The 24,774-nt window shown below is 35.4% G+C and carries 20 protein-coding genes; 3 read left to right on the top strand and 17 right to left on the bottom strand.

Annotation, left to right across the window (positions count from 1 at the left end; all coding sequences use genetic code 11):
* Positions 1 to 84 precede the first annotated feature (84 nt).
* Entirely contained in the window at positions 85 to 2,103 is a 2,019-nt protein-coding gene (locus tag GV828_RS10005) for a thioredoxin domain-containing protein (RefSeq protein WP_166537356.1), read from the top strand.
* A gap of 355 nt (positions 2,104 to 2,458) precedes the next feature.
* Positions 2,459 to 3,022 carry a hypothetical protein gene (locus GV828_RS10010; protein WP_166537357.1) on the top strand — a complete coding sequence of 188 codons (564 nt, stop codon included), beginning with the start codon at positions 2,459 to 2,461 and terminating at the stop codon, positions 3,020 to 3,022.
* On the opposite strand, the gene tsaB is transcribed toward GV828_RS10010, so the two are convergent.
* From tsaB to GV828_RS10025, 3 genes are read right to left on the bottom strand one after another with little or no spacing between them, the layout of a single operon-like run.
* A complete protein-coding gene (gene tsaB / locus GV828_RS10015; protein WP_166537358.1) occupies positions 3,019 to 3,684 on the bottom strand; it encodes a tRNA (adenosine(37)-N6)-threonylcarbamoyltransferase complex dimerization subunit type 1 TsaB in 666 nt (221 codons plus the stop codon). The two genes, GV828_RS10010 and tsaB, sit on opposite strands and share 4 nt — an antisense overlap.
* Complete coding sequence (locus tag GV828_RS10020; protein ID WP_166537359.1) at positions 3,685 to 4,998, bottom strand: efflux RND transporter periplasmic adaptor subunit; 1,314 nt, start codon at positions 4,996 to 4,998, stop codon at positions 3,685 to 3,687.
* A 3-nt stretch (positions 4,999 to 5,001) separates the two neighbouring features.
* A complete protein-coding gene (locus GV828_RS10025; protein WP_317163823.1) occupies positions 5,002 to 6,375 on the bottom strand; it encodes a TolC family protein in 1,374 nt (457 codons plus the stop codon).
* A 100-nt stretch (positions 6,376 to 6,475) separates the two neighbouring features.
* Between GV828_RS10025 and GV828_RS10030 the strand changes: the two genes are divergently transcribed.
* A complete protein-coding gene (locus GV828_RS10030) occupies positions 6,476 to 7,888 on the top strand; it encodes a DUF4403 family protein (RefSeq protein ID WP_235935448.1) in 1,413 nt (470 codons plus the stop codon).
* Here GV828_RS10030 and GV828_RS10035 read toward each other — a convergent pair whose 3' ends face one another.
* The 14 genes from GV828_RS10035 to ruvA form a co-directional block, all read right to left on the bottom strand.
* A complete protein-coding gene (locus GV828_RS10035) occupies positions 7,889 to 8,185 on the bottom strand; it encodes a hypothetical protein (protein ID WP_208103174.1) in 297 nt (98 codons plus the stop codon).
* Positions 8,175 to 8,723 (bottom strand): DUF420 domain-containing protein, encoded by a 549-nt coding sequence (locus tag GV828_RS10040; RefSeq protein ID WP_166537360.1) that lies wholly within the window; start codon positions 8,721 to 8,723, stop codon positions 8,175 to 8,177. Before GV828_RS10040 ends, GV828_RS10035 begins: the two co-directional genes overlap by 11 nt.
* Before the next feature lie 3 nt (positions 8,724 to 8,726).
* Complete coding sequence (locus GV828_RS10045; RefSeq protein WP_166537392.1) at positions 8,727 to 9,461, bottom strand: SCO family protein; 735 nt, start codon at positions 9,459 to 9,461, stop codon at positions 8,727 to 8,729.
* Positions 9,462 to 10,130: a hypothetical protein gene (locus tag GV828_RS10050; protein WP_166537361.1), complete on the bottom strand. Its 669-nt coding sequence runs from the start codon at positions 10,128 to 10,130 to the stop codon at positions 9,462 to 9,464.
* A gap of 78 nt (positions 10,131 to 10,208) precedes the next feature.
* On the bottom strand, positions 10,209 to 10,559 hold the full coding sequence (locus GV828_RS10055; RefSeq protein WP_166537362.1) for a cytochrome C oxidase subunit IV family protein: 351 nt from the start codon (positions 10,557 to 10,559) through the stop codon (positions 10,209 to 10,211).
* Positions 10,560 to 10,579: 20 nt separating this feature from the next.
* Positions 10,580 to 11,605: a cytochrome c oxidase subunit 3 gene (locus GV828_RS10060; RefSeq protein WP_166537363.1), complete on the bottom strand. Its 1,026-nt coding sequence runs from the start codon at positions 11,603 to 11,605 to the stop codon at positions 10,580 to 10,582.
* 43 nt (positions 11,606 to 11,648) lie between these two features.
* Complete coding sequence (locus GV828_RS10065; RefSeq protein WP_166537364.1) at positions 11,649 to 12,230, bottom strand: cytochrome c oxidase subunit 3; 582 nt, start codon at positions 12,228 to 12,230, stop codon at positions 11,649 to 11,651.
* 2 nt (positions 12,231 to 12,232) lie between these two features.
* The gene (gene cyoE / locus GV828_RS10070; protein WP_166537365.1) at positions 12,233 to 13,147 is read right to left on the bottom strand and encodes a heme o synthase; all 915 of its coding nucleotides are present in this window, start codon (positions 13,145 to 13,147) and stop codon (positions 12,233 to 12,235) included.
* A gap of 112 nt (positions 13,148 to 13,259) precedes the next feature.
* The gene (locus GV828_RS10075; RefSeq protein ID WP_166537366.1) at positions 13,260 to 15,359 is read right to left on the bottom strand and encodes an energy transducer TonB; all 2,100 of its coding nucleotides are present in this window, start codon (positions 15,357 to 15,359) and stop codon (positions 13,260 to 13,262) included.
* Positions 15,360 to 15,366: 7 nt separating this feature from the next.
* Positions 15,367 to 16,110, bottom strand: coding sequence for a deoxyribose-phosphate aldolase (gene deoC, locus GV828_RS10080; RefSeq protein WP_166537367.1), 744 nt, complete (start codon positions 16,108 to 16,110; stop codon positions 15,367 to 15,369).
* A gap of 51 nt (positions 16,111 to 16,161) precedes the next feature.
* Positions 16,162 to 16,539, bottom strand: coding sequence for a VanZ family protein (locus GV828_RS13325; protein ID WP_394350654.1), 378 nt, complete (start codon positions 16,537 to 16,539; stop codon positions 16,162 to 16,164).
* Positions 16,529 to 16,909, bottom strand: a complete 381-nt coding sequence (gene gcvH, locus GV828_RS10090) for a glycine cleavage system protein GcvH (RefSeq protein ID WP_166537369.1) — start codon at positions 16,907 to 16,909, stop codon at positions 16,529 to 16,531. Before gcvH ends, GV828_RS13325 begins: the two co-directional genes overlap by 11 nt.
* A 59-nt stretch (positions 16,910 to 16,968) precedes the next feature.
* Positions 16,969 to 24,168 (bottom strand): T9SS outer membrane translocon Sov/SprA, encoded by a 7,200-nt coding sequence (sov, locus tag GV828_RS10095; RefSeq protein ID WP_208103176.1) that lies wholly within the window; start codon positions 24,166 to 24,168, stop codon positions 16,969 to 16,971.
* A 6-nt stretch (positions 24,169 to 24,174) separates the two neighbouring features.
* Positions 24,175 to 24,756 (bottom strand): Holliday junction branch migration protein RuvA, encoded by a 582-nt coding sequence (ruvA, locus tag GV828_RS10100; protein WP_166537370.1) that lies wholly within the window; start codon positions 24,754 to 24,756, stop codon positions 24,175 to 24,177.
* Between the last annotated feature and the right edge of the window lie 18 nt (positions 24,757 to 24,774).

The following is a 24,774-nucleotide window of genomic DNA, read 5'->3' on the forward strand; positions in this document are numbered from 1 at the left end:
GGGAGTCGCTTTTTTTTCCAAACAAAAAACAGTCAAAACCTTCAAAAAGCTTTCCGCTTCAATCGGGGCTAAAACCCAACTGCCATGAATGAACTTTCACAACAATCAAGTCCATACCTTTTACAACACGCCAACAATCCTGTACATTGGAAAGCTTGGCATGCAAAAAATTTCGAACTTGCCCAATCACACAATAAACTCATCATTATTTCCGTAGGATATTCAGCTTGTCATTGGTGTCACGTCATGGAACACGAAACTTTCGAAAATCCCGAAGCAGCAAATGTGATGAACCAGCATTTTATCAACATTAAAGTCGATCGCGAAGAACATCCGGATGTTGATGCCGTTTACATGAAAGCGGTCCAAATTATGACTGGACGAGGTGGTTGGCCCATGAATGTGGTTTGCCTCCCGAACGGAAAACCTATTTGGGGCGGCACTTATTTTCGCAAAGAAGAATGGACGGAAACCCTCGAAGAATTGCAACAAATGTACCGCAACCAAACCGAAAAAGTCTTGGATTACGCCGAAAAACTCCACAACGGAATCATGCAATCGAGCTTAATTCCCAAAGCGGAAAAAATCGATGAATTACCATCGATAGAACCGCTTTTAGAGAAATGGAAAAAAAGTTTCGACCACGAATTTGGCGGTTATGCTAAAGCGCCAAAATTTATGATGCCCAACAACTTGAGCTTTCTCTTAAAATACGGACATCTTAAAAACGATTCGGAAATACTAAATCACGTGAATCTTACTTTACAGAAAATGGCTTTCGGAGGATTATTTGATGTTGTAGGTGGTGGATTTTCACGTTATTCGGTGGATTTGAAATGGCACGTTCCTCATTTTGAAAAAATGTTATATGATAATGCACAACTGGTTTCTTTGTATTCAGAAGCATATCGTTTGACCAAAAATAATTTGTTTCAAGAAGTTGTAGAAAAAACTTTAACATTCATTGATAGAGAATTAAGCCATGAGTCAGGCGGTTTTTTTTCGGCCTTAGATGCCGATAGTTTAAATGCAAAAAATCATTTGGAAGAAGGTGCTTTTTATGTTTGGACTAAAAATGAACTGCAAAAGTTACTAAACTCCGATTTTGATTTATTTGCAAAAATTTTTAACATCAACGACTTCGGATATTGGGAAAAAGGTAATTATGTTTTGATTCAAAATCGTTCGCTGGAAGAAATTGCAAGCCATGAAAAAATTGATCTTACAAGCGTAATAGCAAATAAAAAATCATGGGAAGAAAAACTTTTTGAGGTGCGCGAAAAGCGCAAAAAACCTCGACTTGATAATAAAATTTTGACCTCTTGGAATGCCATAATGATTTCGGGCTATTTGGACGCTTATAAAAGTTTTGCCAATGAGAAATATTTGGCGAAAGCCGAAAAAGCAGCCCAATTTATAATTGACAACTTGTGGCACGAAAACGGAAATTTGTTTCACTCATACCAAAATAAAACTGCGGCAATTAATGGTTATCTGGAAGATTATTGTTTTGTAATTGAGGCATTTATTAAATTATACGAGGTAACCTTTGAAGAAAAATGGTTGCAAAAAGCCAAACAACTCGTGAATTATTGTCTGGATTATTTTTACGAAAAAAATTCAGGATTTTTTCTTTTCGCTTCCAGAAGCAATGAGGCTTTGATTGCGCCACATTTTGAAATTGAAGACAATGTTATTTCGGCGTCAAATTCTGTGATGGCGGAAAATTTATACAAACTCAGCATTTATTTTGAAAATGACTATTTTTTAAATCTTTCCAAAAAAATGACATACCATGTTATTCCACTAATCGATTATCCATCAGCATTTGCTAATTGGTTAAACGTGGGAATGTGGTTTTCGGAAAAGTGCTATGAATTGGTAATTTGTGACGATTTTGCTGAAAAATACGCGACTAAAATCAACCAAAGGTATTTTCCAAATTTAGTTCTTGCCGGAACTAATAATAAAGATTCAAATTTACCGTTTTTAAAAAATAAATTAACGAGCGAAAAGCCACAATTTTATCTTTGTTATCAAAAAACATGTACAAAACCAACGGAATCGTTTGAGAAAATCTTACGTGAACTTCTGGAAAAATAATATAGCTTGAAAAAAAACTTATGATTATTTTAGAAAGCATTGTTGTATAATTGACTATATTTAGATTCCTTAAAAAGCAGGAAATCTGATGAAGTAAATTAGTTACTACCTAATTTTAGATTGTCAAACAGTTTTTTTAAAAACCGTTCTTAATTGGCACGAATTTAGCACTATAACTAATTAAGATTGACTTATGATTAAATTATTGAAATATAAACAGAATTAAATATATTAAAATTAATGAGAAATAAAATTTTAGCATTGGCACTTATTATTGCAAGTTTTACAAGCAACACGATTCACGCGCAAATTTACGATACATTTAGCGACTTCCTTTTTCGGCAACGAATGAATAGTGATAAAAAATAAAACTGAATCAATCGATGGATCGCCTTATTATAATGAAGAATTTAAATTGGCAAAAATTTCGTCGGTTGAGCAAAGTGTAAAGGCAAGATATAATGCCTACAAAGACGAAATTGAATTAGATAATGGCAAAGGTGAATATTTTATACTTCCAAAGGAAGAAAAGTTTAAGGATATCAAAACTGTAAACGTACCTGAGTATCAATATATCGAATTAAAAGATGATGACAAAATTGAAAACGGATATGCGATAGTGTTAACAAATGTTGACCAGGTCATGTTATTAAAAAGAGAACGGATTAAATATTATCCTGCCGAAGCAGCATCAACAAGTTATAGTACAGCTAAGAGAGCTCGTTACGTAACTAACAAACCTATTTATTATATTAAAAAAAATAATGAGCCAGCTGTTCCAATTTCTAAGAAAGACAATATTATCTCACTTTTTCCAGACAAAAAAGACGATTTAAATTCTTTCTTTAAAGAACAAAAAATATCTTTCAAAAAAGAGGAAGACTTGGTAAAGCTTGCACAGTTTTTAGGAACAATCTAGCTTTTTGATTGAATTAAAAAATCTTTAAGATAAAAAGGTTCGAAATAAGCGACATTTTCAGTGTCGCTTTTTTTGTATTTGTCAAATGACAATGATGCCATTTCTCTTGCAGAAGGGTATTGAATCTCCGGATGAAAAACAAATTTACCGTTAGGCAAAACCGCGGCGCATTTTTCTGCTCCATCACCTAGCAAATGAATGGGTAAATCTAAAATGGAAAAAGATTCACCGGTAATAATTTCGGCTTTGGCGTCTTGCAACATTTCTCCGGAAGGACTAAAAATGGCATGATACACTTCCATTCTTCGAGCGTCGATCATGGGAATTTTTACGCCACCGTCGATGGTCAAAGCTGCTGCTAAAACCGCCAAAGTATCTACGGAAATTAGTGGGATATTTAAAACATAACACAATCCTTTTGCCGCTGAAACACCTATTCTCAAACCCGTGTAAGATCCTGGACCTTTACTTACAGCAATGGCGGTTAGGTCTTTTGGTGTAAGCGAAACGGCTGCTAAACTTTCCGCAATAAAGATGTGTAACTTTTCGGCGTGTGCATAACCTTCATCAGCAAACTCTCGCAAGTGTAATAATTTCCCGTCTTGAGCAATGCCAACCGAACAATTTTTTGTGGAGGTTTCAATGTTGAGGATAACCGCCATTTATTTTTTAGGTTTTGGATTAGATTGATTTTTTTCGTTTGCAACGAAAACTTCGTCGCCTGATTTCAATTCTTTTGTCACAACGTTGTAAGGACCAACGATTACTTCTTCTCCACTTTGTAATCCTGAAACGATTTCAATATTTGAATCATTTTGAATCCCGGTTTTAATTACTCGAATTTGTGCTTTATTACCTTTTCGAATAAATACACATTCGAATTTTTTATTAATCTGTGGAACGCTCTGTTTATTTTTATCATCTGAGACTACTGCAACATCCGGTTTCGCGGTTGCAGAAGTATCCGTTTTTACAACTACGGCACTAATTGGAACAGCTACAACATTTTCTTTTCTTTTGGTGATAATATCCACCGTTGCCGTCATTCCTGGACGAAATGGCGAGTAACTTGCCGGCTTTCCTTCTAGTAAATCTTGGTATGATTCTTTTAAAATTCTAACTTTCACTTTAAAATTAGTAACCTGGTCAGCGGTTAAATCTGCACTTGCCGAATTAGAAATACTGGTAACAATTCCCTTAAATTCTTTTTTCAAATAAGCATCAACTTCAACTTTTGCCGAATCGCCAACACTAACTTTTACAATATCATTTTCGTTGACATCAACTTCAACCTCCATATTATTAAGGTTTGCCACACGAAGTATTTCGGTTCCTGTCATTTGTTGTGTTCCCAAAACACGTTCACCTAATTCTACGCCAAGTGAAGAAATTGTTCCATCGGCAGGAGCGTAAATTGTAGTTCGTCCTAAATTGTCCTTGGCTTCGTTTACTGTTGCCGAAGCACTTTGTACATTATAATAAGCCGATTGTTTATTGGCTTGTGCCACGGCATAACTCGACACCGCTTTGTCCCAATCTGCTTTGGAAATAATTCCTTTTTCAAACAAAGTTTTATTTCTATCGTAATTGGCTTTTGCCTCAGTAAATTGTGCATCGGCTTGACTTAATCCTGCTTTAGAACCGGACAAGCTTGCTACAGAACGATTTAAACTGGACGTATAAAGATCCGGATTGATTCTTACCAGCAAGTCGCCTTTTTTTACAATTTGACCTTCTTTTACAGGTAACTCGATTATTTCACCCGAAACTTCCGAGGAAATTTTCACTTCAATTTCCGGCTGAATTTTTCCGGTTGCAGATACGGTTTCCACAATCGTTTGGTTTTCAACCTTTGCAATTTCTACCTCTTTTCCATTATTTTTTTTGCCAAAAACACCATTCTTTTGTAAAACTAATAAAAGAATAATTAATGCCGCGCAAGCTCCGGTTATTAAGTAAATGGTTTTCTTTTTCATAAATTATGGTTTTTGAACAATTGGCATCCCGAAATAAAATTCAAGAATTTTAGTTTTAAAAATATAGTCGTATTTGGCGCGAACTTCCTCAGATTGTGCATTTTCGAAAGCGATAGTTGACTGACTGAAATCAAAAGAATTTTGCAATCCTACGTTAAATCTTTCTTTAGAAAATTCGTACGCAAATTTTCTCGCTTCGGAAGTTTTTTGCGCAGCTTCGTAAGCTTCTTTTGCATTTACCACATCATTGTAAGCCCGATAAACATTGGTTTCTAAATCTAATTCGGCTTGTTTTAGCAAATATTCGCTTCGGCTTCGATTTATTTTGCTTCGCTGAACTCTTGATCTTGTTGAAAATCCGTTTAAAATAGGAATTTGTAATTGTAATCCCATTGCAGTTCCATCAAATAAATACAATTGATCATGAAAAGAAATTGGCAAAGTTTCTGAATATCTGGCATTGTAACCAATAAATCCGCCTAAAGTTGGATAATAACCTGAACGGGAAATTTGCACATCTTTTTTGGCAACGGCAACATCTTGCGATGCAATTTTAATATCGTTTACAAAATCTTTTGCTTTATTAAAAATAGCCTGTGGTGTTTCGTTTAAAACAGCCGAAAGCTCTGCATTAAATTCTTGTTCTGCAACGTCAAAATTTACATAATCATCTAGTAGTAGCAATTGACACAAGGCAATTTTGGCAATAAATAAATTATTTTTTGCATTGATAATTTGTTGTTCTTGTTGCGCATCAGTAGCCCGAAGTTCATAAATATCGCCAGCTGGAAGATTTCCTGCTTCGATTAAAGCATCGGTTCTAGTAAGGTTTTCTTTGGTAATTTTATTTTGATTTTCTAAAACCCGAAGTTGTTCTTTATTCGATAAAATTTCTAAAAACGAATTGGCCACTTGTAGCATAATATCGTCTTTCATTTTATCCAAACGGTATTGATTGGCCACTTTATTGAGCTTGGTTCTTTGCCAATTTTTCCAATTCAGCAATCCGTTAAACAAGTTTACACCGCTGTTTACACTTGCCGAAAATGATTTAAAGGTTTCGTTTTCGAACTGGTTAGTTGACGGGTTAATATTAGCTCCGGTATTGATGCTATAATTGGCATTTCCAGAAAGCGAAGGCAAAAATCCGCCGATGGCTTCCAATTTTTCAATGTCGGAAACTTTTAATTCTAATTCTGATTGTTTAATCGAGATATTATTTTCGAGTGCATAAAGCACACATTCTTCAAGTGTCCATTTTTTTTGTTGTGCATAATTTGGCACTGAAAACAGTAAAACCAAAATCCAACACCAATGTAAAAGTTGTGTATTTTTCATAGGTAAATCAAAATCACTTTTTTTAAAAAGCGTTTGCACAAATGTAAGTTTTTTCGTGGAACGCTTAAAATATTAGACTTACAAATCCGGCAAATGTTACACTTTTTTTGAAATTGGTTTTAAAAAAAATATACATTTGATGAAAATTCTTCCAAAAGATATGAAGCTTTTAAATACTGCCATCAAAGCCTTTTCATTGTTAAGTATAGCGGTGATAACTTCGTGTTCAACCACTAATAAAATTGCAGCTTTAAAACCTGAACCTGATAATTCCGCTGCAATTGCGTTTGAAAATGCTACATCATTTATCAGTTTACCCGTAAAAATTAAGCTCAAAGATATTGAAAATCAAACTAATAAATTACTTCAAGGATTAATTTATGAAGACAGTAATATAGAAGACGATGATATCCAAATGAAAGTTTGGAAACAAGCTGACATTAAAATTTCCGAAGAAAATAATCAGATTAAAACAGTACTTCCGCTAAAAATCAAGCTCTTTTATCGTTACGGCACAATGGGACTTTATGATACCCGCGAAATTAATATGAACGGTTTAGTGACTTTAATAAGTGATGTGGGACTTACCAACTGGAAACTTAGCACAAATACCACGCTGAAATCTTTGGATTGGAAAGAAAGCCCAACGATTACTATTGCTGGAAAAAACCTTCCCATCACTTATGTAATTAATCCTGCAATTAGAATTTTTAAATCGAAATTGGAAAATAATTTAGACGAAGCCATTAAAAAGTCAATGGATTTTAAGCCGAATGTTTTAGATGCATTGGAAACTATTTGCACACCATTTCAAATGAGTGATACCTATGATTCTTGGTTGAGAATTGTTCCGGAGGAATTGTACACTACCGAAGCCAAATTGCAAAAAGATTTGATTTCGCTTCAAATGGGATTAAAATGTAGTATGGAAACCATTGTGGGGCAACAGCCTCAAAGCAAAATTGACAAAAATAGTATAGCGTTAAAGCCTGTATTAAAAATGCCCGAAAAAATCACGGCTAACATTGCGGCAATTTCTACTTACGAAGATGCTTCGCGGATTATGACTAAAAATTTTCAGGGACAGGAATTTGGTTCGGGAAAGAAAAAAATAAAGGTTGAAAAAGTAGCCATTTGGCAAAAAAATAATAAGATGATTATAGGGTTAGATTTAACTGGAAGCATCACGGGAACTATCTATTTATCCGGATTTCCACAATATAACGAATCGACCAAAGAAATTTATTTCGATCAATTAGATTATGTTTTAGACACCAAAAACAAGTTGATTAAAACGGCTAATTGGTTGGCTTCTGGGATAATTTTGAAAAAAATTGAATCTAGTTGTCGTTATTCTATCCAACCGAATTTAGAAGAAGGCAGGAAAAATATAATGACCTATTTGAAAAATTATTCGCCCATGCCAGGTGTTTTTGTAAATGGTGATGTGGAAAATATTGCCTTTAAAAAAATACAACTGACCAACAAAGCCATTGTAGCATTCATTACCATCAATGGAAAAGTGAATATCAGCATTGACGGCTTGAAATAATTATACTTTCTTTTTTTGGAGGTATAATTTGTAAATGGCAAAGCCCAAAATTCCGACTAAAACGTACGGAATCACCATAAGATACATAATGCCGTCATTTACCGCTTCAGCTTGAACACCGGATTCCTCGCTTTGCAAAGCCGCACGACACATGGCACATTGCGCATTTCCATTTATAGAGAAGAATAGAGAACAGAGAAAAAAGAAAAAAGAAATTTGGGAAGTGTGAATTTTTTTATCTTTTTGACTTTTTAATTTTGCCTCTTGACTAATTTTTTTTTTGGAATTAATGTACATAGTAAGGCGAAATCATGAGGTAAACAATTACACCAGTAACGGCTACATACAACCAAAGTGGAAAAGCAATTCTGGCCATTTTTCTATGCTTGTCAAATCTTTTTGCTAATGCGCGAACGTAAGTAATCAACACAATTGGAATGATGATGATTGACAGTAAAATATGAGAGATCAAAATGAAAAAGTACACATACCGAATAACGCCTTGTCCACCAAAAGCGGTACTTTCAGAGGTCATGTGATAAGCCACATACATTCCCAAAAATACCACCGAACAAGCGATTGCCGTTTTCATTAAATTTTCGTGTAATTTTTGTTTTCCGTTTTTAATTGCCCACACTGCAAAAACAAGTAAAATGGCTGTAATTCCGTTGATTGTAGCATAAATTGGCGGTAAAAACGACAAAGGTTTTACATCAAAACCAAAATCTTTTAATTTTACTCCAAATAAGATTGCCACTACTAAAGGAATTGCAATAGACAAGATGACAATCCATTTTCTATATTTTAATTCGGTATTGTTAAGCGTATTTTCCATAAATTATTCTTGTAAAAGCAAGTCAATATCTTCTTTAATCATGTGAATTCCGGGTTTGTATTTACCTTGTAAATCTTCCTCAAAACCTTTTTTATCGTTGTAGTTCAAACCGGTATAAAAAATAAGTGGATTGCCATTTTCATCTTTTCGGCTACGAATATTTCCTTTTTTGTCCACCAATGCAAAATAGCCAGAATGCTCGAAACCACCAGCTTGCGGATTGCTACTTTTTCCAGCATAAATATTAAATCCTTTGTTGGCAATATTGTAAATTGTGGCCTGATCACCCGTAAGAAAATGCCAGTTTGGCGATGTTACTCCTAACTGTTGAGCATGTTCTTTTAATACTTGTGGTGTGTCATTTTCAGGATTAATGGTAAATGAGGCAATACCGAAATTTTTATTGGTTCCAAATTCTTTCTCAATTATCATCATATTTTGGTTCATCACCGGACAAATCGTTGGACAAGTGGAAAAGAAAAATTCTACCACGTACACTTTTCCTTCAAAGTTTTGATTCGAAATTCTCTCGCCATTTTGGTTCGTTAGTTCAAATGTTGGCGCCTTTCCAATGGTTAATAAATTTTCGGCTTGTTTACCTTCTTTTGCGGGAACACCAAGTCGTTCTTGCCTGGTCACATCGTGGTTTTTAACTCTATCGATGATTTTTGGGATGGCATAAATTCCAAATACTAAAATAATGAACGAAATTCCTATGTAAGATTTATTTTTCATGATTTAGATTTTTCGTTTCATTTTCGGATTATTTTTTTTGAGAGCCGCTCTATATTCGTATAAAATAATTTTCACATCGTCACTCATTTCATTGTGAAGATCCGCTGCCGAGATAGTGTTGTATCCTTCTTTGTATTCGTTTTTACCTTCGAGATTTTCGCCTTTTCTGCCACGCAAATTTCTTTTTTTATCTACAATGTAAACATTTGAAGTGCCAGCGGTTTGGTCTAAACCACCAACCAATTTGAGTTTTGCAAAATAGTCACGGATTTCGCTTTCGGGTGCAAAAACAAAATTCCATTTTGAGATGTCTTGGTTATCAGCGATGGGTTTAAGTTTTTCCAAGAGCGATTTTACCTGATCTTGAGTCCCTTCTGGAGCAATCATCATAAACTGAAAATCCTTGAAATCTTTATTTTTGTTATAAATTTTTTGATTTAAATTAAAATAGTTTCCTTGATTTTTTTCAATTTCAGTTCCGGTAAAACCTAAAATGGTGATTTTATCGTTTAAGGTCAAACTTTTTCCTTCTGCATTTTTCCATTGATTGATATCAGGGATAGAATTGGTAATTGTAGGTAATTTCGCAAAGGTATTGATACCGGAAGCAAAGAAAAGATAGGCAACGATGGGAAGGATAAAAAGTGCGAAGAGAACGAGATTTTTTTTCATAATTGCTACCTAAATTCTGTAGTGCAAAAATAAAAAAAGACGGTGAAAAACCGTCTCTTTTTGCTATTTAATATGTTGTTAAAAATTCCATTTATAATGGGAACCTTTAAACACATCAAAAATATAATTACCTTCAACAAGTAAGATGAACACTAAGTAGATAATTAAGAAAATCAACGGAGCAACGATACTCCATCTAAAACTTGCTTTTTCGCCTTCCATGTGCATGAAAGCCCAAACAATGTAATACGCTTTATAAACCGTTAAGATGATAAAAATCCAGTTGAGCAGGTTCATTTGCAAGAACAAAGTGTCGTGTAAAAACGCTGGTTTGTAAATCCCCAACGCTACCTCAACGATGGTTACTAATGAAAGAAGGATAAAAACGTTCCAGATTCTTTTTGTATTTGATGCGTGACCTTGTGCCATTTTTTTTGTTTTTTAAATAATTATACTAAGTAGAAGAATGTGAATACGAATACCCAAACTAAATCTACAAAGTGCCAATAAAGACCTACTTTTTCTACCATTTCGTAATTTTTTCTTTTTTCGTAAGTACCTAAAAGTACGTTGAAGAAAATAATTACGTTAATCACAACTCCCGAAAATACGTGGAATCCGTGGAATCCGGTGATGAAGAAGAAGAAATTAGCAAAAGTTTTATGTCCGTACTCGTTTCTAACAAGGTTTGCACCTTCTACTACAAATCGAGCGTCAGCTAATTTCTTAAGAGATTCTTCTCTGGTTAAAATGGTTTTATGTTTCTTTTTGTTCAAATCAGGATGAACTCCTGCCACTTCTTTAGCAGTATTTTCATTGTAAAGATTTTCAACTCTGATTAAAATATCAGGATTGGCTTTAAAACCTTCCATCACTTCATTTACAGAATAATTTGGAAGCGAAGATTCGTCAGAAAACCAAAATGACTGACTACGAGTAAGTTCAATTCTATCTTCTGGAAGCGTTGCTGCAAAACTTTCCAGTTTTACTCTTTCACCTTTAGAATTTACGAATTGCAAAATAGCACCGCCGTTAGTTTCTACTGCTCCATATTCACCTTTGATGAAATTTTTCCATTCCCAAGCTTGAGAACCCAAGAAAATTCCACCACCAATGATGGTTAAAAACATATAGATGGCTACTTTTTGTTTTTTCATTTGGTGTCCGGCATCAACTGCCAAAACCATAGTAACCGAAGAAAAGATGAGGATAAACGTCATCAAGGCTACATAATACATTGGAGCATTTACTCCATGCAAGAAAGGAAAGTGATTGAAAACTTCATCGGCAATTGGCCAAGTTTCTACAAATTTATATCTTGTAAAACCATAAGCTGCAAGAAAACCGGAAAAAGTAAGCGCATCCGAGAGGATAAACATCCACATCATCGCTTTACCATAGTTTACTCCTAATGGCTCGTTGCCGCCTCCCCAAATTTTTGTATCGCTATTTGCAGTAGTAACAGTAGCTCCCATAAAAGTTATTAAGTTAAAAAGTCCCCAAATTTACGTTTTTTTCTTATTTAAAGAAATATAAAAACAAAAACAAATACAACCACAAAAAGTCCAGAAAGTGCCAAAACATTGCAGAAAGCTCAATTCCAGTGGTTTGAGTCGAATTGTATTTTTGTTTAAAATGATTATAAATTACAATTAAAAGAGAAATAATTCCGCCGAAAAGGTGTGCAAAGTGCGCCAAAACCACTACATAAATAAATGAGGTTGTCACCGTACTGGTTGGTCCCGTAGGATTTAAACCCATTGCAATCATTTGTTCAAATCCATTCAACTGAAAATTCACAAATAAAAGACCTAAGATTAACGTGGTAAAAAGCAGGATTGTAGTCAGACTTCGGTTATTGTTTTGGATTGCTTTTTTGGCAAAATGAAAAGTCAAACTGCTGGCAATCATAACTATTGTACTGATTGTAAATGACGAAGGCAGTACAAAATCTTTTAACCAATCTGCTCTTGAAGCACTTACTACATAAGCACTTGTCAATCCGGCAAACATCATGGTCATACTTACCATGGCAATCCATAGCATTATTTTGTATGATTTTGCTTTTCTTTCGTTATGTTCTTCAATTGACATTACCATAATTATCGTAGAAATTTATCGGCTATATAAATAATTTGTAGCAAAGTGATATAGGAAACACTCACTAACATTAACGTTCTCGCAGCTTTTGCTTCTTTAGACTTGTATAATTTCACGGCATAAACCAGCATCCAAATTCCTAATAACGCCACCACAACTGCAGTAACTGGCGTGATAAATAATTGACCAGTGTAACCAAAAGCGGGTAAAATTGAAGCCGCAATTAACCAAATAGTATAAAGAATTATTTGCGTGGCGGTTGCTTTGTCTTTTTTTCCAGTTGGCAACATAAAAAATCCAGCTTTTTTGTAATCGTCAAATAAAAACCACCCGATTGCCCAAAAATGTGGAAACTGCCAAAAAAATTGTATTAAAAATAATGTTCCAGCTTCAATTCCAAATTGATCCGTTGCCGCAACCCATCCTAACATAAAAGGAATAGCTCCCGGAAACGCCCCTACAAAAACCGATAAAGGCGTTTTTGTTTTCAAAGGCGTGTAAATGCTCGTGTATAAAAAAATTGATATCGCTCCGAACATTGCTGTTTTCGGATTGATGTTGTAAAGAATTACCAATCCAATAATCGTTAAGGTCAAAGCAATGGCAAAAGCTGAATTAACTGACATTCTGCCGGATGCAACCGGACGATTTTTGGTTCGGTCCATCAACGCATCTAAATCTTTTTCAATAATTTGATTAAAAGCATTTGATGCACCAACCATGCAATAACCCCCTATTGCCAGCATGATCAAAACCGACCATTGAAACGGATTCTGAATACTAAATCCTAATAAATATCCGGCAAGAGAAGAAAAAACAACACTTACAGCAAGTCTGGCTTTAGTGATTTCACGAAAATCCTCGTAAATGGTTTTAATCGATAAAGTATTAGGATGACTGCTCAAAGTTGCTTTCATTTTGATTCTTGAAATCTGGCGCAAAGATACTTCTTCACAAATGAATTCGCAAAAAAGTATTGCTAAAAAAAGATTGTTTTAAAACAACTGAGTTGTTAATTACCAATTTTTATTAATAATCAAAATACCAATTAAAAATATCCGACCTAATTCCTACTGAAAACCAAGTAGTGTTTTCTTTAAAATGAAGAGTCGTATCTGCTAAAGGATTAAAATTTCTATAAATTAAACTACCGAACAATTTTAAATTTGTAGTAGGATTAATCACATATCCCGCTTGCAAATCGGCAATAAAAATTTTTGATGTGTTTCCCTGTCCCACTTCTACCCCAACATCAAACGGGCGATTGACATCATAATTTTGATAAATATCTCCGCCATAGTTAAAATTATTTTCTGGCGTATTAAAATCAAGACCGCGTTTTCCGTAGGTAAATTTGGCATCACCAAACCATCTTCCTTTATAATATCGAGCAATAGCAATAAATTCTCTAAAATTTCCACCCCATTGATGTCCCATACTTTGGTTAGAATGACCATAATTCGTCAACGGATTACTGTGAGAATAAACGTACGGACGAACATTGTTGTACTCCAACTGTAGCAATAAATTTTTAACATTGAAGGCATCAAAATATTTGGCTCCTAATTGAAATCCGTATTTATTTTTCCAACTTTTCTCACCAGATTTCATGTCAGCCAATGAAAATTCGTCTAACAAAAATTGTCCGTAACCCATTATTTGATTGTTAAATTTGTACTTAGAAGTCAATCCTAACAAGGCATTCCCAGTTTTAGAAGAAGCGCCAAATTCTACCGCACGATAAAAAATAATGGGATTAACGAAAGTCATGTCAAATCCGCGATCATTTTGATTGGTCCAAACTACCGATTCAAAAAAACCTAAATTCCAGCGTTTGGTCACGTTCCAACTCAAATAATGACTGGCAATAAATTTAGTCCCATACGTACCATCAACCGTTGCTTCCGGACGGATGTCTTTTAACCACATGTATAAATTGGTATATTTTATTTTCCAAAAAGTAGTATTGAGCTTGAAATAAGGATGCGGACTCACGCCATCACCTTGTAACAATGAACGGTAACCGTCACCTAAAAAATTTCGGCCATATCCTAATTGAAGGTTGATAAATTGATTTGGTGTAAAGGTAATATTCGCTTCTGCCATGGGAAAATCGTAGGCATCTTCTTTAAATTCTTTGGCAATACCAATTCCCGGAATTGTAGCGGGATTTCCACCCGAAGGCGCTAATGATTCTATAAATCGGTTATAATAATCGGCAAATCTTCCTTGGCTTTCAAAAATGGTAGTAGTAAAACTTAGTTGTTTACCAATTTCGCCATTCACCTGAATTCCCCGCGTGTTTTGAAAAGTATAATTCGTCTCCGAAGGATCGCTCTTTCCTAATTGCAAATCAAAGATAGGATTTAAGGTAAACCAATATCCCTCGCCTTGAATCGCCACAAGATTTTCGTTCCACAATTTTTTCCCAGCCCAAGATTGCTTGTTTTTTTGAAGCGATTTTTGGTCTTGTTCCAAATCATAGTAACGGTTCACTTCCTCAAAGGTATAAGGTTTTGAACTCGTGTGATTGTTTGCCCCAACTTGGTTCATAGCACGATCAAATCTAGCATAAAAACTGTGGGAAAAAGGAATATTTAAGCGGCTTTTTAACTGCGGATTGTCAAATTTTTGATACACAATCGAATCAAATTCCGTTAATTCTTTACTTCTGTCACGATTAATGTCATTGATTTTTGGTGTGGCTTTCGCCAAATTTCTATCAGTTGGTGCAACTAGCGGAATTCCAATATTCAACGTATATTTGGCATACGTCGGTTTTCCGTTATAAGTTGGCGGGATTATTTTGGGTAACAAATTAAAAACACGCTTGCTCTCTTCACTCAAAGATTCTTTTGCAGCACTAACATATTGAACTGAAAAATTTCCTTCGTCAGTCACTTCAAATAAGACCACCACATTTCCCTGAAAATTATCAGCAGTAACCTCTTGCGGGACTTTAAAATTATTGAAAACAAAATGCTCCAGTGTTTGGTAAAAACAGTTTTCAACTTGGCTAGCTTCAAGTGATTGACATTCAGGAAATACCGGAAACTGTTCTTTGGAAGTCTGAGCTTTCAAAGATACCTGAATTAGAAAGATGAGCAATAAGGCAAATATTTTTTTCATTGGTTAATCAATAATCGCTTTTAGAATCTTTTTTGTTGGCAATATTCGTTGCAGATGACGTCCCTATTCTTTTTACACCAAGCGAAATCATTTCTACAGCATCTTCAAAAGTTTTGACGCCTCCAGCTGCTTTTACGGGCAAAGGAAATGAATTTTCTATCATCATTAATATGGCCGGAATTGTGGCGCCATTTGGCAAATTATTCTCAGTTTGATAAAATCCCGTGGACGATTTTACATAAACTGAATTGTAATATTTTTCTTCAAAGTTAGAAATCACAACATTTTTGACCAAGCACGACAGTTGCACAATTTGTTGACTGTTCAATGCCGCAACCTCTATAATCCATTTTGCGGTTTTATGATGGGAAATGGCTAATTGCGTTCCTTTTAAAATTTCTTCTTTGACTAAATCAATTTTTCTTTCAATAAACGCTTGGTAATTGCACACAAAATCTAATTCGTCCGCTCCATCGTTGATAGCGATAGTGGCTTCTTGCAATTTTTCTTCAATTGAAGCTGTGCCTTCGTGAAAACCAATTACAGTTCCTACTAACACCGAAGATTTTGCCGCATCGATTAATTTTCGCGCAAGCGCCACATGTTTTGGTCTTATCATTACCAACTTAAAATTTTCGGCAATGGTTTCATGTATAAATCGTTCCACAAAAAGAGCATCTTCTTGTTCAGAAATCCCTGCTTGTTCGGCGGTTTTTAAATAAGTTGCGTCTAAAAATTGTTTGATATCCATGAGATAAAAATAAAAAAATCCCACCGAAGCGGGACGTTTCTATAAAAATATTTATTTTTTTCTAAAAATCGTTATCATTATTAGTAATCCGAATAAAGCACCAAGTGTGTTGGCAATAGCATCTTGTATATCTGCGTGACGGGTTTCGGTAAAAAGGTCTTGACAAATTTCTATTATTAGTCCAAATAAAAAAGCGAATAGGAAAACTATTACAAATAATTTTCGTTGATTTTTGATGGACTGTTTAAAATATAAAAACCACAAACTTGCAAAAACGGCATAGAATACAAAATGTGCTATTTTATCGGTATGTTGGTGGGTAGAAATCGTGGGTATTTTTGACCAATCGACTAAACAGGCAACAACAATCGCCACCGACCAAAAAAGCGCAAGAGTAAACCAAGGCGCTATTTTATTCTTAAGCTCCAATTAAATTCTTGTAGGCTTCGGCATCTAACAACTCTTCGATTTCAGCGTCATTATTTATTTTTACTTTTACCATCCAGCCATTTCCATAAGGATCTGCATTAACTTGTTCTGGAGTAGTTTCTAGCGAATCGTTAAACTCTATAATTTCGCCCGAAAGTGGTAAAAATAAATCCGACACGGTTTTTACGGCTTCAACAGTTCCAAAAACTTCATCTTTGTCCAAAGTTTGGTCTAAGGTTTCTACCTCAACATAAACGATGTCACCCAATTCTTTTTGAGCAAAATCAGTGATACCTACTGTTGCGATGTCACCATCGATGCTAACCCACTCGTGGTCTTTTGTGTACTTTAAATTTGAAGGAATATTCATTTGTTAGTTGTTTTGGGCAAATGTATTATTAACTATGTTATTATTAAAATCTTTTCAGGTTAATTTCCAAAATTATATCGGAGCGTGAATCCTGAACGGATGTTGGTAAGCGGAAATGAGGTTGATATTACCGCTTCTGAGAACGTATGATCATAATAGAAAATGGCGGTTAAATTTTTGCTGAAAGCATAATCTGCCGTTAATCTTAATGACCAAATATTTTGTCCTCCGGCAAGTTCGTTATTGTCGTAATCTAAATACCTTACAATTGTATTGGCTTGTCTGAGAGAAAAATCGGCTTTAATATTAATGTCACTTCTTATAGTATTGGTAGGATTATCAGCTAAACGCGAAGTAATAACTACATCTTTAAAACGGTAACCTAAACCAATGGTGTAATCCATTCCTTTCATTTCTGTCAATAAGTTATTGTCAAAACTCATCGACATGGTTCGGTCTTTTTTAATTTCTGCCAAAACTTTAAAGGCGCTTTTGGTTTCAAAATCTAATCGAATTAAAGGATTGAATTGTTCCGCCAAATTGATATTAGAAATAATATTTTTTGGAAGGAAATTTCCACTTGCGTCTGTGGCATTTGGGTTTTGGTCGTATTCAAAATTTGACCTGAAAGAGTTTACCGTATATGTGGCGCGATAAGCGTGTTGTAGCGAGAATCTTTTAAAACGATCTTTAAAAAATTTAAATCGCATTAATCCATTGTATTTTACATTCCAGTTAGGAATTGGGATATCTCTAAAAGCGCCAAATTTAGTACTTCCGGCATCTGCTCCTGTGTAAGCGGAAAGGAAAGCGGGTAATAATACGGATTGACTTCCTTTGCCAAAACCTACTGGAAAACCATCTGCGGTTCGGGGAAATTCGGTATTCCCATAATAATTTTCTGCTAATCTATTGGCAATTGTTAACCTATTTTCGCGGAATTGATCAAATGTTTCTGAAGAGATTTCATCACTTTTTGAAAATGAGGTTTTGATCATAATCGTTGAGATATTAAAATTCCCGAAGTTATATGGCGATCGAGAGTTATAAAAACCATCTGTTACGTCAAACTGCTCCGAGAAGTTTTCGGTGTAAGAGCGTTCGGCTCTAAAAGTTACATTAAAATCCGGGAATAAGATGGCTTCAGCGTTTATGTCTAATGTTTTTTGAGAAATTTGCGTAAAATTTTGGTTAAACTCAGGAAAATTGGTTAACCAACCATTTTTGGCAGCTTCGTAACGAATGTCTGATTGGCTTCCTAAAACAAACCCTAAAGATGGTTTTGTAGTTCCTAAAAATCCAACTCCTGGTGTGAATCCTGGTAAGGAGGTTCCTTCGTTCTGGGTATAATTTATCTGAACGGTTTTAACAGAAGTTAGTAATCCTACTAATCCATCAACAAATACATTTCCGTCTTTGGCTTGAGGACGGTTTTGATTCGTAATTTTTTCACCGGGTTTCGGGATAGCTGGTGTTGACGGACGATTAGGTGTTTTAGCTTTTTTATTTAAACCTAAATATCGATAAAATAAGTCCATATTTAAGGTGCTGTTTAATCTATGTGAACCAGCATTTTGAATGGTATTTCCTAATCTATATGTTATACCGTCAACTGATATTGTTGACAATGCATCGGTAGCTCGTTGCCAATTGTAGTCTCCAGTGTAAGAATAGGTAGATTTTAAAAACGACAAAAACGGCAGTTTATTGATTGGCAATTCATAGTTTAGAACAAGCTGCTGGTTATGCTGATTGGCTTCACCAATATTCCAATAGTCATCCCAAATAGATAAATCTTCCATTGGTAATCCACTTTCGTCAAAATAATTTCTTACAATATTATTTGTGGAAGCGGTATAGTTAATTCTTAGGGCTTTGGTTAAATCATAGTTAAAGCCGTATTGATAATTAAACATGTAATTTCTTCGGTATAATGGGGTAAGACCAATACCTTGAATGTCCACATCCCGATATTCCTGACGGTTATATTCACGTATAATATTGGAACTAAATGAGATACTTGAAGGCAAATAATTAAAATTAAAATCACTTAACATTTTCCAATATTGGCTTTTTTTCATAAAACCTGTTTTTTTAAAAGGTTCTACCGGTTTTGGTTGAAATGTAAAGTTATAATCTACCGTGCTTCTTACTTGTTGGTCAAGTAAATCTTTAATCTCATAATCTTGGTGCTCCGTTTGGTTGAAAGAATGTGACAGCGTTAAATTCTCTGGGTCGTAAAAGTGAGGCTTTTGCTCTGGTGCTCGTTCTTTTCTTACGCCAATAAAGTTTATGCTGGTTCGCTTGGTATAATCAATTGCACGGTTTTCAATATTTGATCGTTCTTCGGCATCAGTAGTATTGTCAATAAGGTCATCTAAAATAATATCTTGATAGAACGGGTCGAATTTTGGTGTAATTGTTTCTTCTCCCACGCCATAATTAAAAGGCAATTTTACGCCCCATTTTTTTGGAAGCAATTGTCCTAAATTAATATTGGTTACCACGTCATACTGAAAGATGTCTTCTAGGCTTCTTTCTTGTGGTGCTTGCTCAAGCGATCCGAAACCTATTGTGCTCATTCTTCCAGTTGCAGATACTGTAGCAAAATCAGCTATATTACCATCAAAGCTTGCAATTGCCGCCATACCACCTGTGTTGTCCATTCCGGCTAAACGAAGTTCATTAAACCAAACTTCTCCACGAATTTCTTGAGTTGTCGGGTTTTTAATACCTACCATTAATGTTCTTACAAAACCGAAATTTGGATTTCCTTTGATACCAATTCTTACAGCGTTTTCGCGACCGGCTAGAGAAGGATCAAGTTCAAAATCATTGATGTATTTAATTCCGAAAGCATCTTCTATTAAAGAGGTGTTTCCGGGATCAAGCGACATGATTTTCAATTTTGTAAGTAAAGACAAAGCGACATCCATCTGATTCGCTTCTGGCCAAACTTCTTCTGGAGTGATGCTTCTGCTTTGTGGTGTTACTTTTAGCGGAAGCTCAATTTGATAGAAATTTTGCGAAAAATCATTTCCTAATCTAATAAAAGCTACCATTTGATCATCTTGTAACGGCTGAACTTCGGTAGGCTGTGGCAAAGCTTCGGCATGCAAAAACATTTTTAATTTTTTGTATTGTCGCATATCAACACTTACATTTTTAAAAACACCTCTTGAATCTCCCGCTTCTAAACCTCCAAGTCCAGGCAAAGTTTGATCGCGTTTCGTAACTCGTAATGAAAGTGATTGCTCGTTTTGATTAATTATTGTATTACTGTTAAATAACTGCTCGCGAACCACTCCTGGAGGGGTCACATATTTTATAGGACTCCTGTCACCATTTTCCTGAATATTTACCGCAAGAACATCAAGATTAGTATCATCTTGATTATTTACGGTATCCGAAAGTTCATTAGGATCTAAAGATTTTTCATAGCGTCTCCATTCGCCTCTAACCAAATCTAAAGCACCAAAACGCAGGGTTATATTTTCGGTAAATCCGGTTAAAAACATTCTCATAAAACGAATAGAAAGAAAATCCGAAATTCCGCCAATGGTTTCGTCTGGCAAAGTGATTGGAATTTTAAACTGAATCCATCTTGCACCAGTAGTTTCGTTACTTCCAGGTACCGCTGCAGAGGTTTCACGAATATCTGTTATATAAGGATTAGTTCCAACATTCATGTTAGGATTAATGTCTATTACATATTGATAATAAGCATTAATCTCGTTCATCGTGTTATCTCGATTGATGTCTTCAACGTCTGGCAAAGTGGTTGAGCCACGATTAGTATCACCAACGTTTACCGGAGAGTTTCCTTCTAACCCGTTGTAATTTTTATAACGAGTTACCACATCTCCAGTAGCACTTAAAAAATATTGGTAGTTATCTCCCGCTGGATCATCATATGCTGCAAATGCAGGAAACATAGCCGCTTCTTCTTGGTCATTATTACCGTCTAAACCTACATCTTGGAAAGCACGGTTGGCGGTATCCGTATCAAAAGCGTAAATCAATGATTGCGAAATTGGAATTTTACCCCAAGCTGTAGCATAAGTTTGTTGGTTAGAACCTGCTCCCGGAAGTCCGTTTTCATATTGTTTTCTACCGTCTTTCAAAACATCCTCAGAAATTTCTCCTAAGTTGAAAATTAATCTTCCGGTGTTAGTCACGGGAACTGAACCGTTCTGTTGGTTATAATATGGGTCTAACATCCAGAACTGAATGTACTCTACGTTAGATTGTTGGAAATTAGTAGAAGTTATGGCACGCATAATTCCGCCAAAATTATCAGCTGCCTGAGCTGGCGTAAATCCGTTAGAACTTGCTGCAATTGGGTTAAAGTTATATGGTCCTCTTTCTTGTGGAAAATAACTTAAATCCAAGGTATTAACAACTGTTTGTTGTCCTACCGCAATATCGGTTTCTGGATACAATTCTCGGCTGTAAATTCTTCTAGTGCTGTAAAGTGCTAAATCATTGTCGGTTATTCCACCGGGACGTTGTACATAAAACACCGGATCAATAGAATACCAAGCTAATTTCGATCTACGGAAACCATAGTTTACCCCAGATTCTGTTTCACCAAAATTTCCAACGGTTGAATTGGCAGGTACACTCGCAAGAGACCATGAAAGCGGCGAACGCATGTCAATTGTAGTTTGTGAACCTTCAAAATCATCCACATATACTGTTGATTCTCCTTGAAATTGATCCGCTTTTGGAGTATCTGGTTTTAAATAAGCGACTTCTCCACGAAAGGAAATATTGGATGGAACATCAGTATCTATGTTCGGAAGTTTGTTGACCAATCTGGTTAAAAACGGAACTTCAGTAGAAAAATTTGTGTTTACACCAAAAATGGTATTGTTAACTGATTCTTGCCCGTAGTTTGATTTTTGTGTAAACGGACGCTCGCTCATTTTTAAAATTGTAGCACCAACCACAAATTTTTCGTTGAACTTATGTTCCACATTTACTCCAAAAAATCTTCGGGTTTGTTGTCCGAAAACTGAGTTATTTTCTAAGGAAATATTTACCGGTGTTCCTGAAGCTATAATCGAGGGATCAGTAATATTAACGCGACCTGCTTGATAATTTACGGTATAATCAACACCTTCCACTAAAACACGACCTCCTGCTGTTACGGTAACTGAACCTTGTGGAACATTAATGGCGCCAATAGGAATTCCATCTCCACTGGTTGATTTAAAACGTCCTTTTAATTGAAATTTATTTTTATCACTGTCTTGCAAAGCTGCCGCTTGGGTATTGCGGTACATGCTTCTAAAAACATATTTTTCCTGATTGCCGTTATAAGTTGCGGGGTTATTATAATCCGCCGCTCCTGAAGTGGCTAATTTATTAAAAAGGTGTTGACCAAAAGGTTCTACTGTGGTAAATATAATTCGCCCGTTAGTTTGATCCACTGTTAAATTCGGAACAAAATCAAAAAAACCATCACCATTTACTTGAGGATCATTGGTATAATTTAATCGGTCTAAGTTAAATACACGTAATAACGGTGTCAATTCTACATCTGCCGGTAATGGGTTTGTTGCTGCTGGATTGGCTGGCGTGATATAATTTAGTGGCGAAGGATCCGTGTACATGATGTTCATCTTGAAATCTTCCTGCTCTAAGTTATATCCTCCTGGAATGGTGTAAATATTTTTCATCATCAAGTTCCAAATAGGTTGGTTCACATTGGTAAGATTGCTCTTCAACATTTTTAAAACCAAACTTTGGGTTGTAGGAATTCCGTCAGAAACTTGGGTAGCTTCTACTCCATCGGTTCCAAATTCTCCTACTTGATACACATCACCTCCAATGGTATATTGGTAAGCAACGGCTAAAACTTCGTCATTCATCAGCCGCTGATTTAGGGAAATATATCCTAATTGCGGATGAAAAGTATATTCGTTTGCCGAGAGCTTTCGGGCATTTTCTAATTTTGAATAATCTGTTCCTTCGGAAACCGTGACGCCTGAAAAACCTGTGCTTGCGGTGGCGATTTCACGAATATTTTGATTTAAAATGCCCGAAGTTCCAATTCTTGCCGGATCAAAACGGTTGTTTGAGTTTTTTGGTGGCGTATTAATCGGTGCAGTGAAGAAATTACCTGGAAGCGGATTTAATCCCACAACTTCGTCAGTTGCCACGTTAGGTAGTTGAGCTTCTCCTAAATCCTGAATAGCAATAATATTTCGCAGGTTATTTTCGGTGGTACTTACTCGGTTTTGTCTATTGGTTACCCAAACTTCGATACGTGTAATTTGCACACGGCTGTTGATTAGCGGATAATTGGCTAGCGTGCTATCGTATAAATTTCTAAAGTACTGTGATAAAAAAAAGTGTCTATCGGCATCATAATCTAATGCGAAGAGTTCAAAGTTTTCTACGGTTCCACCACCCTCTGCAGTTACGGTTCGGGTTTGTGATTTTTGTTCAGAAAAAATTCCGGTAACGGTTGTTTTTCCAAATTGGAATTGTGCTTTAACCCCAAATAAACTTTGAGCTCCGCGGATTAACGTACTATTTAATGGTAAATTTACGTTACCTACCTCAATTTTTTGAAGAATATCATCTTCAGTTGGCGCATATTCTAACTTGATTAAATTTTGAAATGCAAAAGTTGATTCGGTATCATAATTAGCATTAAGTCGAGTTCCTACTTTCCCCATCAAACTCATGCTGATTCTTTGGTCAAAATCAAAGGTGGTTGTAGTACGGTTTCTTGGTGATAAAGATGGATTATCTTGTTTAGTATGTCTAACTCCAAGATCCATTTCAACTGATCCGGTAGGTTTGACATCAATGGTATTGCTTCCGAAAATGGCTTCAAAAAAACTTGAATTTACGTAATATCGAGGTAACAAATCCTTTTGTCCATCTTCACTTCCAGCTTTTTTACCTTCAATTGCATCAGATTTTTGCTTAAAATAACTTCGCATTGATTCGCGCAAAACCAATTCTTCGTATTCTTTTGGCGTTAATACAATTGGATAATTAATATTAAACCCATTAATAGTATTGGTATAAATATAGCGATCAGAAATAGGGTCGTAACTGTATGCTTCCAAAATAGAAGGCGGATTGTTTAGCTCAACTTTTCCAAATGAATACCCTGTTCGGGTAGAGTCTTGAACTTCCTCATCTACTTGTGCATAAGTTTCGAGGCTAAATAGTATTGAAAAAAGCCAAAGAATTATGGCTACACCAGACGAAATTCTTTTAGTAATGTTTGTTTTCAAGAGGACTTATAAATTTTTTAAGGCTTGTTTGATAATATTTTCAACGCTGGCTGACGGAGTTTCTTTAACAATTTTCTCTACAGTTTTTTCTGCTAATTTTCTGTTAAATCCAAGAACCTCCAATGCAGATAACGCTTCGTCTTTGTTTGTATTGTATTCCACTACAGAAACTTCTTGTAAATCATAGATTTTTAACACTTTGTCTTTTAAATCCAAAATGGCACGTTGGGCAGTTTTTCCTCCAATTCCTTTAATTGACTGAATTGTTGCCACGTCTCCAGAAGCTAGAGAATTGATGATCTGCTTAGGTTCTAATGAAGATAACATCGTTCGCGCAATTCCAGCCCCAATTCCGGAAACTGAGATAAGCATCTTGAAAATTTCGCGTTCAGATTTTTCTGCAAAACCAAAAAGTGTGTGAGCATCTTCTTTTATTTGCAAGTAGGTGAAAAGTTTTACAAAATCTGAGTCGGGTAAAAGTGAGTAAGTATGAAGCGAAATATGAATATCATATCCCACTCCATTACAATCTATTACTACATTGGTTGGGGTTTTTTCAACCAATTTTCCCTGTATATGTGCAATCATCCAAAAGTTAAATAATTC

This window comes from Flavobacterium ichthyis, from assembly GCF_009915155.1.
GTDB lineage: Bacteria > Bacteroidota > Bacteroidia > Flavobacteriales > Flavobacteriaceae > Flavobacterium > Flavobacterium ichthyis.